This window comes from Stenotrophomonas sp. FBCC-B152 (genome assembly GCF_059134105.1).
On record NZ_CP101442.1, the window covers coordinates 2,206,791 to 2,222,772 of the forward strand.

Annotated in this window: 14 protein-coding genes and 1 tRNA gene; 6 read left to right on the forward strand and 9 right to left on the reverse strand. The window is 65.7% G+C overall.

The annotated features are described in order from the left end of the window. Positions 1-274: 274 nt before the first annotated feature. The 3 genes from NMB40_RS10355 to NMB40_RS10365 form a co-directional block, all read right to left on the reverse strand. Positions 275-1,933 carry a type IV secretory system conjugative DNA transfer family protein gene (locus NMB40_RS10355; protein ID WP_494361065.1) on the reverse strand — a complete coding sequence of 553 codons (1,659 nt, stop codon included), beginning with the start codon at positions 1,931-1,933 and terminating at the stop codon, positions 275-277. A 50-nt stretch (positions 1,934-1,983) separates the two neighbouring features. Continuing rightward, complete coding sequence (locus tag NMB40_RS10360; protein WP_448142988.1) at positions 1,984-2,214, reverse strand: hypothetical protein; 231 nt, start codon at positions 2,212-2,214, stop codon at positions 1,984-1,986. 157 nt (positions 2,215-2,371) lie between these two features. Further along, positions 2,372-2,797, reverse strand: a complete 426-nt coding sequence (locus NMB40_RS10365; RefSeq protein WP_494360972.1) for a D-Ala-D-Ala carboxypeptidase family metallohydrolase — start codon at positions 2,795-2,797, stop codon at positions 2,372-2,374. Positions 2,798-3,015: 218 nt separating this feature from the next. On the opposite strand from NMB40_RS10365, the gene NMB40_RS10370 reads away from it, so the two are divergent. Together NMB40_RS10370 and NMB40_RS10375 are read left to right on the forward strand one after the other, a co-directional pair. Then, the gene (locus tag NMB40_RS10370; RefSeq protein ID WP_282246501.1) at positions 3,016-4,236 is read left to right on the forward strand and encodes an MFS transporter; all 1,221 of its coding nucleotides are present in this window, start codon (positions 3,016-3,018) and stop codon (positions 4,234-4,236) included. 99 nt (positions 4,237-4,335) lie between these two features. After that, complete coding sequence (locus tag NMB40_RS10375) at positions 4,336-7,047, forward strand: UvrD-helicase domain-containing protein (RefSeq protein WP_494360973.1); 2,712 nt, start codon at positions 4,336-4,338, stop codon at positions 7,045-7,047. A 29-nt stretch (positions 7,048-7,076) separates the two neighbouring features. Here NMB40_RS10375 and NMB40_RS10380 read toward each other — a convergent pair whose 3' ends face one another. Beyond that, a complete protein-coding gene (locus tag NMB40_RS10380; protein WP_494360974.1) occupies positions 7,077-8,045 on the reverse strand; it encodes an NAD(P)/FAD-dependent oxidoreductase in 969 nt (322 codons plus the stop codon). Between the two features lie 99 nt (positions 8,046-8,144). Here NMB40_RS10380 and NMB40_RS10385 point away from each other — a divergent pair, with 99 nt between their 5' ends. Continuing rightward, positions 8,145-8,315: a CsbD family protein gene (locus NMB40_RS10385; protein WP_282246504.1), complete on the forward strand. Its 171-nt coding sequence runs from the start codon at positions 8,145-8,147 to the stop codon at positions 8,313-8,315. A gap of 76 nt (positions 8,316-8,391) precedes the next feature. Here the strand turns inward: NMB40_RS10385 and NMB40_RS10390 are convergent. Beyond that, positions 8,392-8,481 (reverse strand) — tRNA-Ser (locus NMB40_RS10390). Between the two features lie 76 nt (positions 8,482-8,557). Beyond that, positions 8,558-9,550: a LysR family transcriptional regulator gene (locus NMB40_RS10395; protein ID WP_494360975.1), complete on the reverse strand. Its 993-nt coding sequence runs from the start codon at positions 9,548-9,550 to the stop codon at positions 8,558-8,560. 124 nt (positions 9,551-9,674) lie between these two features. Between NMB40_RS10395 and NMB40_RS10400 the strand changes: the two genes are divergently transcribed. Further along, on the forward strand, positions 9,675-10,262 hold the full coding sequence (locus tag NMB40_RS10400) for an FMN-dependent NADH-azoreductase (RefSeq protein ID WP_494360976.1): 588 nt from the start codon (positions 9,675-9,677) through the stop codon (positions 10,260-10,262). Positions 10,263-10,495: 233 nt separating this feature from the next. Here the strand turns inward: NMB40_RS10400 and serS are convergent, their stop codons facing one another. Further along, on the reverse strand, positions 10,496-11,776 hold the full coding sequence (gene serS, locus NMB40_RS10405) for a serine--tRNA ligase (RefSeq protein ID WP_448142997.1): 1,281 nt from the start codon (positions 11,774-11,776) through the stop codon (positions 10,496-10,498). Positions 11,777-11,891: 115 nt separating this feature from the next. Between serS and NMB40_RS10410 the strand changes: the two genes are divergently transcribed. After that, positions 11,892-12,524, forward strand: a complete 633-nt coding sequence (locus tag NMB40_RS10410) for an energy transducer TonB (RefSeq protein WP_494360977.1) — start codon at positions 11,892-11,894, stop codon at positions 12,522-12,524. A gap of 186 nt (positions 12,525-12,710) precedes the next feature. Next, positions 12,711-13,292 (forward strand): energy transducer TonB, encoded by a 582-nt coding sequence (locus NMB40_RS10415; protein WP_494360978.1) that lies wholly within the window; start codon positions 12,711-12,713, stop codon positions 13,290-13,292. A 104-nt stretch (positions 13,293-13,396) separates the two neighbouring features. On the opposite strand, the gene aroA is transcribed toward NMB40_RS10415, so the two are convergent. Then, the gene (gene aroA, locus NMB40_RS10420; RefSeq protein ID WP_494360979.1) at positions 13,397-14,704 is read right to left on the reverse strand and encodes a 3-phosphoshikimate 1-carboxyvinyltransferase; all 1,308 of its coding nucleotides are present in this window, start codon (positions 14,702-14,704) and stop codon (positions 13,397-13,399) included. A 91-nt stretch (positions 14,705-14,795) separates the two neighbouring features. Next, the gene (pheA, locus tag NMB40_RS10425; RefSeq protein ID WP_282247969.1) at positions 14,796-15,956 is read right to left on the reverse strand and encodes a prephenate dehydratase; all 1,161 of its coding nucleotides are present in this window, start codon (positions 15,954-15,956) and stop codon (positions 14,796-14,798) included. Between the last annotated feature and the right edge of the window lie 26 nt (positions 15,957-15,982).

A 15,982-nucleotide genomic window follows, 5' to 3' on the forward strand; every position in this document is an offset into this window, starting at 1 on the left:
CCGGGCCCCCGCCCCGTCTGGTGTGTAAACGCCCCGAACGCCTGTCCGGCCCCTGCGCCTGCACACCCAACCCGAGAAAAGCCATCCATGTTCCTCTTGACTGCTTCAGTGCATGTCTTCCAGCACTGGTCTCAACAACAAATTCATGACGTACAGAACGTCCATCACAAATACGATGCCACACATCCGCGTCAAATCAACGTCAAAAGCGACAATTTTTTAACGTTGATCGAGTGTTTCTTTGACGCACGTCACATGCCTTCACATGTGAGGGTTACAGATCCAGCGTCGGCACCGAGGTCTTCGGCAACAGTCGCGATGTGAAGTAACGGTCCTGGTAATACTTGATCTTGTCGCACTTCACCGGATGCGGAATGCCCTCGTAGAGGAACACTTCGTGATCGTTGCCCATCGCCTTCAGCTCCTGCGGCAGCATCAGCGCGCGCCGCTCTTCGGTGAAGCTGTGGGTCTTTTCACGGGCATGGGTGACGTTCTTCTTGCGCACGGTGGTGTAGCCGAGCATTTCCGAATAGTCGTTGGCATCCTGCTGCTCACGCGGCGCGTAGAGTATCTGCAGGGCGTGGTTGGTGATGATGGTGCGTGAAACGTCCCGGCCGTACGTGGCGTCCAGCTGGGCCATGCTCTGGATGATCGGCAGCAGGCGCACGTTGTAACCGGCCATGTAGGACACCGCCGAGGCGATGATGTCCACCTTGCCGATCGCGGTGAATTCGTCCATCAACAGCAGGCACTGGTACTTCAGGTCCGGGTTGGACTTGGGCAGTTCCTTGGTGTTGAGGTTGATGATCTGGCTGAAGAACAGGTTGATGATCAGTCGGCTTTCGGCCAGCTTGTTGGGCTGGATGCCGATGTAGATGGTCATCTTCTTCCTGCGCAGGTCGGTCAGCAGGAAGTCGTTGGCACTGGTGGCCTTGTCCAGCACCGGGTTGATCCAGGCGTTCAGCGGCTCCTTGAAGGTGCCCATGATCGACGCGAAGGTCTCATCGGCCTGCGACAGCAGGTTGGCGAATGCCGAACGCGCGTTGCCACTGAGGAACTTCTGTTCGGAGAGCGCCTTGAGGTACTTCTTCAGGTCACTGCCATCGCCGGTGGACAGGCGGAACACCGCGCCCAGCGTCGGCGTGCCCGCACCGCCCGGGAAGCCCTGGCGGCGCTCGTCGTCCCAGTTCTCGAACAGGTACAGCGTGAAGGCCATGAACGCGTTGCGGGCCTGGCTGATCCAGAACTTCTGCTCGTCCGAGCCATCCGGGTACAGCATGGCGGCGATGCTCATCAGTTCCGAGACGCGGAAGGCCTGGTCGTCGGAGACGTAGCTGAGTGGGTTCCAGCGATGGGTGCGGCGGTCTTCGGCAAACGGATTGAACAGGAACACCTCATGGCCCTGGCTGGCACGCCAGCCACTGGTGAGGTCGAAGTTTTCCTGCTTGATGTCCAGCACCACCACCGACTCGCCGTACTCGAGCAGGTTGGGAATGACCACGCCCACGCCCTTGCCCGAGCGGGTGGGTGCGGCCAGGATCACGAACTGCTGGCCGCTCAGGCGCACCAGCTTGCCGCCGAAGCTGCCGACCACGATGCCGTTGTCGGTCTTCTTGAACAGGCCGTGCCTGGCCAGGTCCGCCGCTTGCGCGAAACGGGCATCGCCGTGCAGGGATTTTTTCTTCGGCTTCAGCACGAAGAACAGCGCGACCAGGCAGGCCACGACCGGCAGGCTGAAGCCGACCACGCCCGCCGCTTTGATCTTGGTCAGGTACGGCGCAACCGCCGGCTGATCCATCGCCTGGACGTATTGGTAGTAGGTGTTCCACTTGAACAGCCCGGTATCCAGGCCGAGGAACAGCAGCGTGAGGTAGCCGGCAAGGCAGTAGCCAACAAGTGCGGTCAAGAGGATGACAACAGCGGTGACAACAATCTTCTGCGTGGACAAACCAATCCTCCATGACGCGCCCCAAGGCGCTGCGTCTAGCGCCGGCGCCTGCGTGGCACCGTGCGCGTTTCTTTCTCTTCTTCGCACAACTGCGACCAGTGCGAGTGCGCTTGATCAAGCGACACCACATCGGTCAGCCGCGCGCCGTCGGAAGTGAAAACGGCGAAGCCAAACACATCGGCCGGACTGTACACCGGCGAATATGTCAGAGCCACCAGCTGAAACCTGCCATCAACCCGCAATGCATGAGGGAATTCCACCATCACGCATGCTCCCTCGGCTCGATGCCAATGCGCGCATGCTAATGCACGTTTACGAGGATGCCAATCAGAAATTACTTACAATACAGCTGTGAATACAGGTGTATTCGCGACACTGGTGCGCGTAGTGGGACAATGGAACGAGATCGCGTTCATCACGCTGCTACAGACCCTGTAGATAGCGCGTGCGACCTTCACGCCGTATTGCCATCAATTGTTGTTGTCGCGGTTGCGGCGCATACGACACATGCACCCACTCACCGAACTCTTCAATGAGCTGGTCGAACGGCAGGCCCAGCGCGACGATCCGCTGCGCCAACGCCATCGAGGTCATGCCCTGCACGCGGATGTCGGCCGCCTGGCCTTTGCGATGCTGGCTGCCGGCTACGCCGCCCACTGCGCGGTTGACTGCGGCGGAGCGGAATGCCGATGTGATGTACACCGGTTTCCCCAACGCATCGCGCAACGGCTGCAGCACGTGTTCGGCCAATGCGAGCAGCGCGGCACGCTCGGTGCGATTGGCCACGTTTGGCAAACCGGTCGAGGTGACGGTCATTTCTTCGAGTGTGAAATTGGATGTCAGCCGCATCCGTGTGTGCTCGCGTTGATGTGACCTCAGGTTGCACACGCTCGGCGGTCACGTCGTGAAGATCGCGTGAAGATGACCCCGCGGCGCGACCGTCATGCCTTATCTAAAGCCGTGCCTGGTTCGGCCCACAGCTTTCCAGTGGCGAATGCGCCCGTTTCAGACGCATGTTGCGTTGCAGCAGTACAATACCCGACCACGTACTCCGCCCCACCGGTCCCATGAGCCCCACTACCCTTCCCCTGGCCGCGCGGCTGTCTTCACGCCAGCGGACGCTGATCATCCTGGCCCTGTCGCTGGGCGGCTTCGCCATCGGCACCAGCGAATTCGCCAGCATGGGCCTGATGCTCGAAATCAGCCGCGGGCTGTCGATCAGCGAAACCCAGGTCGGCCACCTGATCAGCGCCTATGCCATCGGCGTGGTGGTCGGCGCCCCGCTGCTGGCCTTCGCCGGTGCCGGTTATGCGCGGCGCACGTTGCTGCTGGGCCTGATGGGCTTCTATGCCGTGGGCAACCTGGCCAGCGCACTGGCCCCGGATTACGCGACGATGTTGATCGCCCGCTTCATCGCCGGCCTTCCGCATGGCGCCTACTTCGGCGTGGCGATGCTGGTGGCCGCGGCGATCAGCCCGCCGGCGCAGCGCGGTGCAGCCGTGTCGAAGGTGCTGCTGGGCCTGTCGATCGCGATCCTGGTAGGCAACCCGCTCACCACCTGGTTGGGCCAGCAGCTGAGCTGGCGCACCGCCTTCGCACTGGTCAGCGTGCTCGCCATCGCCACGGTGGTGATGATCGCGCGCTTCCTGCTGCCCGACCCGGATGAAGTGCGCACCTCGCCGATGCGCGAGCTGCGCGCGTTCAACCGGCCGCAGGTGTGGCTGGCGCTGGCGATCGGTTCGGTTGGCTTTGCCGGCATGTTCTGTGTGTTCACCTACCTGGCGCCGACCCTGGTGCAGGTGACCGGCCTTGCCGAATCGTGGATGCCAGTGGCCGTGGGCATCTTCGGTATCGGCGCGATCATCGGCAACGTCGCCGGTGGCTGGCTGGTGGACCGCTTCCAGTTCCGTGCCGCCGCCGTGGTGCTGCTGTGGTCGATCGTGGTGCTGCTGGCCTACCCGCTGGCGGCCAACTCGGTGTGGACGATCTTCCCGATGATCGTCGCCGTGGGCACGATGGGCGCCCTGGCCGCCGTACTGCAGACCCGCCTGATGGACGTGGCCGGTGAGGCGCAGACGCTTGCCGCTGCGTCCAACCACGCTGCGTTCAATACCGCCAACGCGCTTGGCCCGTGGTTCGGCGGCATGGCCATCGGCGCCGGCTTCAGCCCGGCCGTGACCGGCTATGTGGGCGCGGCCACCGCACTGGGCGGCCTGCTGCTGTGGGGCGTGGCGGTGCTGGTGGAACGGCAGTCGCGTTCGAATGAGGCGGTTGCCTGCGAGCGCTGATCCGCAGCATGGCGCCCCGCTGAAGAAACCCCGCCCCGGCGGGGTTTTTTCGTTTGGATTTTCCTATCATGGCGCACCTACTTCTTTGCTGATGTACAGATGACGCACGCCTGGTCCCCTTCCCCGTGGGGCCGACGCCTCTCGCGCTCGCCGGACTGGCAGCTGCGGCGGATCGATGACCGCTTCGAACTGACTGTGGATGCACAGCGCTATTCGCTGGCCGTTGCCGCGTCACAGGCGTGGCGCGTGCAGCGCGGGCCGGTCTGGACCACGCTGTGGTTCGCTACCGAGGACGGTGACCTCGAGCTCGGTGGATTGCCCAATTTGCAGGCGCACGCGCTGCAGGCGCTGTGGTCGGCCAGCGCACACGCCCATCGGCAGGATCAGCGGCTCGACGATGCCAACGAGGCGCTGGCCCAGCTGCGCGCCTGGTTGGCCGAGGCTGACGCACTGCTCGAACGCGTCGACGCGGAGCACAGTTGGCTGACCCTGGAACAGCAGCAGGCGCTGCTGCAGCGCCGCCCCATCCTGCGGGTGGATGAGGAGCAGCTGTGGACCGTGTTTGACGATCCCACGTTGCGCCCGCAACTGGACGGCACTGCCGCCGCGATCGAGGAGGACCTGCTGCGCTGGTCCGGTGACTGGGCTGACAGGTTCGCGTCACACAATGACGCGCACCTGCAGGCCGAGCGCAGTGAAGCCGCGGCGCTGCTGGCACATGTCGAGCGCCTTCCCCTGAGCGAGGAGCAGGCGCGCGCGGTGCTGTGCTTCGACAGCCGGGTGCTGGTGGTGGCCGCCGCCGGATCGGGCAAGACCTCGACCATGGTCGCCAAGGCCGCCTATGCGGTCGAGCGCGGGCTGATGGCACCGGACCAGATCGTGATGCTGGCCTTCAACAAGGAGGCGGCCAGCGAACTGCAGCAGCGCACCGCCCCCGCGTTCGCGCGGCTGGGCCTGCCCGCCGACGACGTCACGGCCTGCACCTTCCATGCCCTGGGCCGGCAGATCATCGGCAAGGTGACCGGGCGCATGCCCGAGGTGCCGTCGTGGGCGGTGGATACCACGCAGGGCTTCAACCACCTGGCCGACATCATCGACCGGCTCAAGGACCGCTCGCTGCACTTCCGCACGCAATGGGACATGTTCCGGCTGGTGTTCGCGCGCGACCTGCCGCCACGCGGCGAGACCGTGCCGGCCGACGGCTGGGATGGTGACGGCAACCGCTACGTGCGCACGCTGCGCGGCGAGCGGGTGGGCAATATCGAAGAATGCGTGATCGCCGATTGGCTGTTCTACAACGGCGTGGACTACACCTACGAACCGCACCCGGTGCTGGATACCGCCACTGATACCTGGCAACCGGGCTGCGCGGATTTCTTCTATCCGGGTACCACGCTGTACCACGTGCACCGGATGGACGCTGCCCCCGGTGTGCATGCACGCGGTAACGATGCGGTACGACTGGACACCACGGCCGCGCAGCTGCGCAGTGGCGAGCTGTTCGACGCACTGACGGACGCGCTGACCGCGCACGACCTCGCGCTGGATCCCAACCCGGACCGCGAACTGCCCGAAGACGGCGCCCGGCCGATGCCGGACAGCGAACTGATCGGCCTGCTGCGCACCTTCATCAGCCACGCCAAGAGCAACGGACTTTCCGTGCCCGACCTGGCCGAGCGCCTGCGCCAGCTGCCGGAGGACCGATTCAAGCATCGCTACCGGCTGTTCCTGGCGCTGGCCACGCCGATCCTGCATGCCTGGGACGACGCACTCGCGGCCGAGAACGCCATCGACTTCGAGGACATGCTCAACCAGGCCGCCGAATACCTGGAACAAGGGCGCTACCAGGCGCCGTATCTGCTGGTGATGGCAGACGAGTTCCAGGATGCCTCGCGCGCCCGTGCGCGGCTGTGCTGGGCACTGGTGCAGGCGCCGGGCCGGCACCTGTTTGCGGTGGGCGATGACTGGCAATCGATCAACCGTTTCGCCGGTGCCGACGTGAGCGTGATGACGCGGTTCGACGAAACCTTCGGGCCATCGCAGGTGCTGCAGCTGGCGCAGACGTTCCGCTGCCCGCAGGCGTTGTGCGATGCCTCCAGCCGCTTCATTTCCAGGAACCCGGCGCAGATCGCCAAGCAGGTGCGCTCCTCCACCCCGGCACAGGGTGCGGTGCTGCAGGCGTTCCAGGTGACCTCGCGCGACCGCCTGCAGGATGCGATCTACCAGTACCTGCAGCGGTTGCAACAGCAGGTGCGCAGCGGCGCCATCGCGCCGGGGCGCAATGGACGGCTGTCGGTGTTCATCCTGGGCCGCTACAACGCCGAGCGCTCCTACCTGCCCGCGCACTGGACCTCACGTTTCGGTGCGGACCTGGAACTGAGCTTCCTCACCGCGCACCGCGCCAAGGGCGCCGAGGCCGATATCGTGATCCTGCCGGCGATGCTCGAGCGCAGCTTCCCGAGCGCGCGCGCCGATGATCCGGTGCTGGCGCTGGCGATGCCACATGCGGATACGTTCCCGCTCAGCGAGGAGCGCCGCCTGTTCTATGTGGCGCTGACACGCGCGCGACGCTCGGTGGCGATGTTCACCGTGCAGGGCAAGCGTTCGCCGTTCCTGGATGAGCTGGTGCGCGACGGTGCGGTGGCGATCACCGCGATCAACGGCGAACCGATCCGCGAGCAGGCCTGCCCGGTCTGCGACGGCGGCGTGATCGTGCAGCGTACCGGACCCTATGGCGAGTTCGCCTCGTGTTCCGGCTACCCACGCTGCCAGCACAAGCCAAGGCAGGCAGCAGCAACCGCCCTAAGGTAGAGCCACGCCCTGCGTGGCTGGGACAACAATCAGTCCAGCAACCCCAACAGCGAGCGGTGCACGGCAACCCCAACCAACGCACCCTCGCCCACCGCCAACGCGATGCTGCCGGCCCTGCGCCCGGCATCGCCGCAGGTGAACACGCCGGGCACCGTGGTCTGCTTGGCCGAGTCCGCAGTGATGCAGCCGGCGCCCATCAGCTCACAGCCAAGCTGCTCTGCGATGTCCGAGGAAAGGATTGAATGCGGAAGCAGGAACAGCGCATCCAGCGCGATCTTCCGACCGCCTTCCAACGCGACGGTGGCGGCATCCTCCACGTGCAGGATGCGTTCGGATTCGATCACCACGCCGCATTCGCCCAGGCGTTCGCGCTGCTCCGGGTCAATGCTGTCTGGATTACTGCAGAACAGCGTAATCCTGCCCCAGTCACACAAGAGCAGCGCCTGCCCTGCGCCACCATCGTCGGAACAACCGATCACGCCGATATCGCCTTCGTAGAGTTCGTAGCCGTGGCAGTAGGGGCAATGGAACACACTGCGGCCCCAGCGTTCGGCCAGGCCTTCAATGGAGGGGAGCGTGTCGGTGACGCCATAGGCCAGGACGAGGCGATTGGCAGTGAACGTCCGGCCGTCTTCGCAGCCGACGTCGAAGGAAGTGCCTTCTTCCAGCACGCGGGCGCTTACGGCCTTGTTCTCCACCCACGTCAACGTGGGATAGCGCATCAGTTCGGTGCGCGCCTGCGACGCGATGTCCGCCGGATGCAGGCCTTCCTGCCCGATGAAGCCGTGCGCAGCCAGCGAGTTTCGATTGCGCGGCGTTCCGGTGTCGATGACCAGCACACTGCGGCGGGCGCGCACCAGTTGCAGTGCGGCCGACATGCCGGCGTAGCTGCCGCCGATGATGATGACGTCGTAGCGATCAGGTGACGGGGCGTTCATGCGCGCGGCTTTTTTAGGTGATGGCCGCAGGATACGGTGCGTGCGTGAAACGACACTCACGGGATGTGCGTGGCGTGACGTTGTAGTTCACCGTCTCGATACCGCGCTGCACGCAGGATGGAATCACCCACAACGGGTTCAACTTCGAGGTATCAGCTCATGGACAAGAATCGTACTGAAGGCGCAAAGAACCAGGTCAAGGGCACCGTCAAGGAAGTGGCTGGCAAGGTGACTGGTGACAAGTCGCAGGAGATCGAAGGCAAGGTGCAGAAGGAAGTTGGCAAGGTGCAGAGCGAAGTGGGCAAGGCCAAGGATGATGCTCGCCACTGACGTGTGTGTTTAGCCACGCAGGGCGTGGCTCTACATCAGATACGCAAAACGCCCCTTTCGGGGCGTTTTGCGTATCTGGCGGAGAGAGTGGGATTCGAACCCACGGAAGGAATGACCCTTCGCCGGTTTTCAAGACCGGTGCCTTAAACCGCTCGGCCATCTCTCCATATGCGGGCCGGCCTGGGCCGGGCGCGTATTCTCGCATGGGCGGCCCGGTTTGCCCAAGGCCGCCTGCGCCAGGCTCAGCCGGCGTCTACCGCCAACGCACCGACGGCGCTGGCCCGGATCTTCTCTTTGGCGCGCTCGCACGCCCCGCCGCAGTCCAGGCGCGAGGCCTCCAGCTGCGGCGGCAGGTGCTCGGCCAGGAAGTCGATGAATACCCGCACCGCCGGCAGCAGGCCGCGACGGGAGGCGAACACCGCGTGGCAGATGCCCTGCGGCAGCGACCATTCCGGCAGCACCACTTCCAGCTCGCCGCTGCGCACGGCGTCGGCGCAGACGGTTTCGGGCAGCATGGTGATGCCGAAGCCGTCCTTGACCATGCTCTGCAGCAGCGGGAAGTCGAACCCGGCCACGCGTGGCTGCAGGTCGACGCGGCGCACCGCGCCTTCCGGGCCGTGCAGCTCCCAGCGCTGGCGGGCTTCGTCTTCGCTGATGCTCAGGGTGACGTGGTTGGCCAGTTCGTCCGGGTCTTTCGGGCGGCCGGCGCGGTCCAGGTATTTCGGGCTGGCCACCAGCAGTTCCTGCACCTGGCCGAAGCTGCGCATCACCAGGCTGCCGTCATCGTCCAGGCGTGAACGCACGCGCAGGGCAACGTCATAGCCTTCGTTGATTATGTCGACGCGGCGGTTGCTGATGTTCAGCTGCAGGCGCACTTTCGGGTACTGGGCCAGGAACTTCGGCAGCAGCTTGGGCAGCTGCATCTGCGCCAACGAGACCGGCACGCTGGCGCGCACGAGGCCGCGTGGCTCGGCGCTGAGGCGGTCCACCACTTCGCGCGCGGCCTGGGCTTCGGCGAGCATGGTCTGCGCGTGGCGGTGCACGCTGGTGCCGACGTCGGTCACCGCGAAGCGGCGCGTAGAGCGCTGCAGCAGGCGCACGCCCAGGTCGGTTTCCAGCTGGCTGATGCGGCGGCTCAGACGGGATTTGGGGATGCCCAGGGCGCGTTCGGCCGCGGCGAAGCCGCCGTGGTCCACCACCATGGCAAAGTAGTAAAGGTCGTTGAGGTCGTGCATACCGAAGTTCCAGATATAGAACAATACGTGGTATTCAACCACCTTTATCCCAGCGACGCAACAACCTAACCTGTTTTCCGTCGGCGGCGCCTTGACCGCCCTTCCCCGGATACAGGTGATTGCCATGAAGCTTCTTCACATTGATGCCAGCGTGCTGGGCGACAACTCGGTTTCCCGCCAGCTGTCCGCAGCCGTGGTCGCACGGCTCAATGAGACCGTCGAAAACCTCGATGTAACCTACCGCGATCTCGATCGTAATCCCATTCCCCATTTGAGTAGTGGTTCGCTGGCCCAGGTGGACGCAGCGGAAGCGACCGACGCCGAAGCGGTGATGCAGCAGTTCCTGGCGGCCGACGTGATCGTCATCGGCGCGCCGATGTACAACTTCAGCATTCCGTCGACCCTGAAGGCCTGGATCGACCGCGTTGCGGTGGCCGGGCGCACCTTCAAGTACACCGAGAATGGCCCGGTGGGCCTGGCCGGTGGCAAGCGCGTGATCATCGCCAGCTCGCGTGGCGGCATCTACACCGATTCGCCGGCCGACTTCCAGGAGCCCTTCCTGCGCCAGGTGTTCGCCTTCATGGGCATCACCAACGTGGAGTTCGTGCGCGCCGAAGGCATTGCCTATTCGCCGACGCATCGCGAAGAGGCGATTGCCGCCGCGCTGGCCAGCCTGCCGGCAGCCGAGTTTGAAGAGTTTGCCGAAGCCTGAGTGTTCCAGGGCAGGCGTTGAGTCCTCGTCGGACGCCCTGCCCGGGCCGGAGCTCCCCTCCCCCGTCCGGCCCACCCTGCGGCCCCGCATTGCGGGGCCGTTTCTTTTTGAAGCAGCCACGCAGGGCGTGGCTCTACGGGTGGGGCATCCCCGGACTGTAGAGCCACGCCCTGCGTGGCTGCGCGGTGTCCGGCGCGACATACAAAAAACCCGCCTTTCGGCGGGTTTTTTGGTTACGCGATCTTTTCGAGGCCGCCCATGTAGGGCTTGAGGGCATCCGGTACGGTGATGCTGCCATCGGCGTTCTGGTAGTTCTCCATCACCGCGATCATCGCGCGGCCCACGGCCACGCCCGAGCCGTTGAGGGTGTGAACCAGTTCCGGCTTGCCGGTTTCCGGGTTGCGCCAGCGCGCCTGCATGCGGCGTGCCTGGAAGTCTCCGCAGTTGGAGCACGACGAAATTTCGCGGTAGGTGTCCTGCGAAGGCAGCCACACTTCCAGGTCGTAGGTCTTCACCGCCGAGAAGCCCATGTCGCCAGTGCACAGCAGCACCTTGCGGTACGGCAGGCCCAGCTTTTCCAGCACCACTTCGGCACAGCGGGTCATGCGCTGGTGCTCGGCTTCGCTGTCGGCCGGGGCGCACACGGTGACCAGTTCGACCTTCTCGAACTGGTGCTGGCGGATCATGCCGCGTACGTCGCGGCCGCCGCTGCCGGCTTCGGCGCGGAAGCACAGCGAGTGGGCGGTCATGCTCAGCGGCAGGCGCTCGGCGTCGATGATCTCATCGCGAACAATATTCGTCAGCGACACTTCCGAGGTCGGGATCAGGTAGCGGGTGGACTCACCGACGGCGGTCTTGAACAGGTCGTCTTCGAACTTCGGCAGCTGGCTGGTGCCCCGCAGCGATTCCGGGTTCACCAGCACCGGTACGTTGGTTTCCTCATACCCGTGCTCGCCGGTGTGAAGGTCGAGCATGAACTGGGCCAGGGCGCGGTGCAGGCGCGCGACCGGGCCGCGCAGCACGGTGAAGCGCGAACCGGACAGCTTGGCACCGGCTTCGCCGTCCAGGCCCTGGTTGCGGGCACCCAGTTCGACATGGTCCAGCACCGGGAAATCGAAGCTGCGCGGGGTGCCCCAGCGCTTCTGCTCGACGTTCTCCGACTCGTCCTTGCCATACGGGACCTCGTCGGCCGGTACGTTGGGGATGCCCATCGCGATGGCTTCGATCTTCTCGCGCAGCTCGTCAAGGGTCACTTCCGAGGCCTTCAGCTCGTCGGCGAAGGCGGCCACTTCGGCCATGATCGCCGAGACGTCTTCGCCCTTGGCCTTGGCCTGGCCGATGGCCTTGGAACGGCTGTTGCGCAGGCTCTGCAGCTCCTGGGTACGGATCTGGATGCGCTTGCGGTCGGCTTCCAGCGACTCCAGCCCGGAGACGTCCAGCTCGAAACCGCGCGAGGAGCGCAGGCGTTCGGCAAGTTCGGCGGGCTGTTGGCGGAGCAGGGCTGGATCGAGCATGGCGTTTGGACAGTAGGGTCAGGTCTGGAGGGGGATTATCGCCTGTAATCGGCTTTTCTGCCGCCCGGTTCATTCCCGGCGTGGCAGAATCGGGGGGTTCATCATGGTATGGCTCATGTCCGCTTCCCGTTCCTCGTCTGGCAAGAACATCACCTTCCAGCTGCCCCGCCGCAGCCTCATGATCGCCGGGATCGCCTTTGGCGTCGGCGTGCTGCTGTTCCTGGTGGTGTGGCTGGGCAACCGCAACAACGACTTCTACAAGGCCGGCCCCGCGCAGACCCCGCAGGAAGTGGCCCAGGTCGAGCCGCTGCCCGAACCCCTGCCCGCCGCAGCCGGGTCGAGCGACATGCCAGACGCCAAGCCGCTGCCGGTTGAAGACGAGAAGCCGCAGCTGGTGGAAACCGCTCCGCCGCCCGCGCCGGCCGCCCCGGCCGCTGCCGCACCAGAGACCGCCCCCGTGGCGATGGCCGCCGGCGACCGCCCGCAGCCGATTGCCGACCAGTCGCCGCCGCCGACCTACCCGCCTGCCGCCCTGCGCAATGGCGTGGAAGGCAGCGTGGTGGTGCGCGTGGATGTGGACGCGACCGGCTACCCGATGAACGTCACCATCATCCAGCGCAGCGGCTCGCGTGACCTGGATCGCGCCGCCAGCGATGCCGTGCGTCGTTGGCGCTTCCAGCCGGCGCAGAGCAACGGCGTGGCGGTACCCGGCAGCATCGAAGTGCCGTTTGATTTCAAGGCACAGTGAAACTGTGCCGGTAGATGCCCATTCCGATGGGCATTCCTTTGAAGACCGCGCGAGGTCCGCGTAAAGGTTCGGCTCACCATGCTGAACCTCGACGGGAATGCAGTCACGACGTTGACGCATCAGTGACACACCTGCAACCCGGCTCAGGCAAGACTGGCATCGTCAACTCGACACCAGGAGTCCGCCATGAGTGTTACCCATGCACACGAGATGCCTACGTCGCCGCAGCAGCAGCGCGACATCGTTGACGAGCCGGGCCGTCGTCGTACCTCCCCGCTGCTGTGGATCGCGCTGATTGTCGCGATGTTCGCGGCCGCGCTGGTGTGGTTGCGCTATGCCAATCCCGATGAGGGCGCCAGCGCGCCGATCGGCGAACGCATGCTGCCGGCCACCGAAACCCCGGTTGCAACGACGCCCGCCCCGGCCAACCGTGAGGCGGCGCCTGCCACCACGCAGCGCCGTGCCGCACCGGCCGCCGTCCGTGATCGCGATGCGCGCCCGCTGAGCAGCAACGCCAAGCCGGTGTATCCGCGTACCGCGCTGCGTAGTGGCGTGGAAGGCAGCGTGATTGCCAGCCTCAACGTGGATCCGCGTGGCCAGGTGACCGACGCCAACATCGTGCAGCGCAGCGGCGGTCGCGACCGCGACCTGGATCGTGCGGTGCTGAGCACCGTGCGTGACTGGAAGTTCGAGCCGGCGATGCACAACGGCCGCGCCGTAGCTAGTGTTGTTCGCGTGCCGGTGGATTTCCGTACCGAGCAGCGGTAACCCGCATCTGTAAAGCGGCGGGGGAGCCGGGAGCCGACCATCTGGTCGGCTCCTTTTTTTTGCGCGCAGAGCAGCCACGCAGGGCGTGGCTCTACGCGCGCTGATCAGGCGAGGTTGAAGCCGGCGTTGCGGGCGATGCCGTCGAAGTTGGGGAACGAGGTGGCGACGTTGGCGATGTCGTTGATGCGCACTTCGCCGCTGCTGAGCTGACCGGCGATGGCAAAAGCCATGGCGATGCGATGGTCGCCGTGGCTTTCGATGGTGCCGCTACCCAGTTCATGGCCCCCGTGGATGGTGGCGCCGTCTTCGGTTTCATCCACCTGCACGCCAAGGCTGCGCAGGCCGGTGGCCATGGCCGCGAGGCGGTCGGATTCCTTGACCCGCAGTTCGGCGGCGCCACGCACCACCGTGTTGCCCTGCGCGGCGGCCGCCGCGACGAACAGCGCCGGGAATTCGTCGATCATGTCCGGCACCAGCACTTCGGGGATCTCGGCACCATGCAGCGGTGCATGGCGGACCACCAGGTCGGCTACGGCTTCCCCGCCCTGCTCGGCGTGGTTCTCCTCGCGGATGTCGGCCCCCATCAGGCGCAGCGCGGCCAGCAGGCCGGTGCGGCGCGGGTTGAGGCCGACCTGGCGCAGGGTGAGCGCCGAACCGGGAATGATGCTGGCCGCCACCAGGAAGAACGCAGCCGAGGAGAAGTCGGCCGGCACCGCGATGTCGGTGGCGCGCAGGCGCTGGCCACCGCGCAGGCGGGCCTTGCCGGGCGAAAACTCGATGTCCACGCCGAACGCGCGCAGCATGCGCTCGCTGTAGTCACGGGTCGGGTGCGGTTCGGTCACGGCGGTGTCGCCCTGCGCATACAGGCCGGCCAGCAGCACGGCCGATTTGACCTGCGCGCTGGCCACCGGCGAGGCAAAGTCGATGCCGTGCAGCGGCTGGCCGCCATGCACGCGCAGCGGCGGGGTGCCGTCGGCTTCGGTGTCGATCTTCGCGCCCATCTGCGCCAACGGGCCGGTCACCCGGCGCATCGGACGGCGCGACAGCGATTCATCACCCACCATCACCGAATCGAATGGCTGCGCGGCGAGCAGGCCGGCCAGCAGGCGCATGCCGGTGCCGGCGTTGCCGCAATCCAACGGGCCGGCCGGTGCCTGCAGGCCATCCACGCCCACGCCGTGGACGATGCGCTGCGACGGCGACGGGGTTTCAATGCGCACGCCCATCTGCGAGAAGATCGCGGCGGTGGCGCGGGTGTCTTCGCCTTCCAGGAAGCCATCGATGTGCGAAACGCCATCGGCCAGTGCAGCGAACATCACCGCACGGTGCGAGACCGACTTGTCGCCGGGAATGGTCAGGCTGCCCTGCAGGGGCTGGCCCTTGCGGGCGGTCCAGGAAGCGGAAGCGGTCATCGGTGAATCCTGTAGAAAGCCGCCCGCCAGGGCAGCAATGGTGCGGAATGACGGTAAGCGGCGCCGCGCGCGGGGCGGCGGCGCCGGGGACTCAGGGCACGGCCACCGGATAGGAGCCAAGCACCTTGATCTGCGCCGAGTGCGCCTTGAGTTCGGCCAATGCGGCCTGCATGGCCGCATCGTCGATGTGGCCGGCCAGGTCGATGAAGAAGCCGTATTCCCACTTGGCGTTGTGCGACGGGCGCGATTCGATGCGGTTCATGCTGATGCCGTGCCGCGCGAACGGGCTGAGCACGTCGAACAGGGCACCGGGCTTGTCGTGGATGAACACCAGCACCGAGGTGCGGTCGTGGCCGGAGGTCGGGAAGAACTGGCGGCCCACCACCAGGAAGCGGGTGGTGTTGTCGGCGTCGTTCTGGATCGGCTTGGTCACGACCTTCTTCAGGCCGTACACGTGCCCTGCACTTTCGCCACCGATGGCGGCGGCGTCATCGGCATTGCGGGCGCGGCGCGCGCCTTCGGCGTTGCTCGACACCGGCACCTTTTCGGCCTTGGGCAGGTTGGCGCGCAGCCAGGAGGAGGTCTGCATGAACGACTGCGGGTGGCCGTACACGCGCTCGACATCTTCCAGCCGGCCGCTGCGCGACATCAGGTACTGCTGCACGCGCAGTTCGACTTCGCCGCAGATCTTCAGGTTGGAGGTGAGGAACATGTCCAGGGTGATCTGGATGGTGCCCTGCCCCGAGTTTTCCACCGGCACCACGCCGAAATCGGCATTGCCCGCTTCCACTTCCTGGAACACTTCTTCAATGCTGGCCAGCGGCAGGCCCAGCGCCGAGCGGCCGAAGTGCTTGAGCACGGCCTGCTGGCTGAAGGTGCCTTCCGGACCGAGGTAACCGATCTTCAGCGGCTCCTGCTGGGCGAGGCAGGCCGACATGATTTCGCGGAACACATGCACCAGCACTTCATCGCTGAGCGGGCCTTCGTTGCGGTCCACCACCATGCGCAGCACCTGGGCTTCGCGTTCGGGGCGGTAGTAATCCACGGCCGCGGCAAGCTTGCCCTTGGCCTTGCCGACCTGGTGGGCAAACTGGGCGCGCTCGGCGATCAGCGCCTGGATGCTGCGGTCAATGTGGTCGATCTTGGCGCGCACGTCCGACAGCACCGGGGCGGCGACGGCAGGTACGGCGTCGGCCTTGGCTTTGGTGGGCTTGGCGGCGGGTGCCTTGGGCTTGGCGGGTTTGGTGGCCATCAGGGTATCCAGTTACTGATTCGGGA

What these genes read in the sequence shown, in the direction of transcription:
- NMB40_RS10365 (WP_494360972.1), bottom strand. Translation starts at nt 2,797, where the DNA reads ATGCGGCTGACATCCAATTTCACACTCGAAGAAATGACCGTCACCTCG.
- NMB40_RS10370 (WP_282246501.1), top strand. Translation starts at nt 3,016, where the DNA reads ATGAGCCCCACTACCCTTCCCCTGGCCGCGCGGCTGTCTTCACGCCAG.
- NMB40_RS10375 (WP_494360973.1), top strand. Translation starts at nt 4,336, where the DNA reads ATGACGCACGCCTGGTCCCCTTCCCCGTGGGGCCGACGCCTCTCGCGC.
- NMB40_RS10385 (WP_282246504.1), top strand. Translation starts at nt 8,145, where the DNA reads ATGGACAAGAATCGTACTGAAGGCGCAAAGAACCAGGTCAAGGGCACC.
- NMB40_RS10395 (WP_494360975.1), bottom strand. Translation starts at nt 9,550, where the DNA reads ATGCACGACCTCAACGACCTTTACTACTTTGCCATGGTGGTGGACCAC.
- NMB40_RS10400 (WP_494360976.1), top strand. Translation starts at nt 9,675, where the DNA reads ATGAAGCTTCTTCACATTGATGCCAGCGTGCTGGGCGACAACTCGGTT.
- serS (WP_448142997.1), bottom strand. Translation starts at nt 11,776, where the DNA reads ATGCTCGATCCAGCCCTGCTCCGCCAACAGCCCGCCGAACTTGCCGAA.
- NMB40_RS10410 (WP_494360977.1), top strand. Translation starts at nt 11,892, where the DNA reads ATGTCCGCTTCCCGTTCCTCGTCTGGCAAGAACATCACCTTCCAGCTG.
- NMB40_RS10415 (WP_494360978.1), top strand. Translation starts at nt 12,711, where the DNA reads ATGAGTGTTACCCATGCACACGAGATGCCTACGTCGCCGCAGCAGCAG.
- aroA (WP_494360979.1), bottom strand. Translation starts at nt 14,704, where the DNA reads ATGACCGCTTCCGCTTCCTGGACCGCCCGCAAGGGCCAGCCCCTGCAG.
- pheA (WP_282247969.1), bottom strand. Translation starts at nt 15,956, where the DNA reads ATGGCCACCAAACCCGCCAAGCCCAAGGCACCCGCCGCCAAGCCCACC.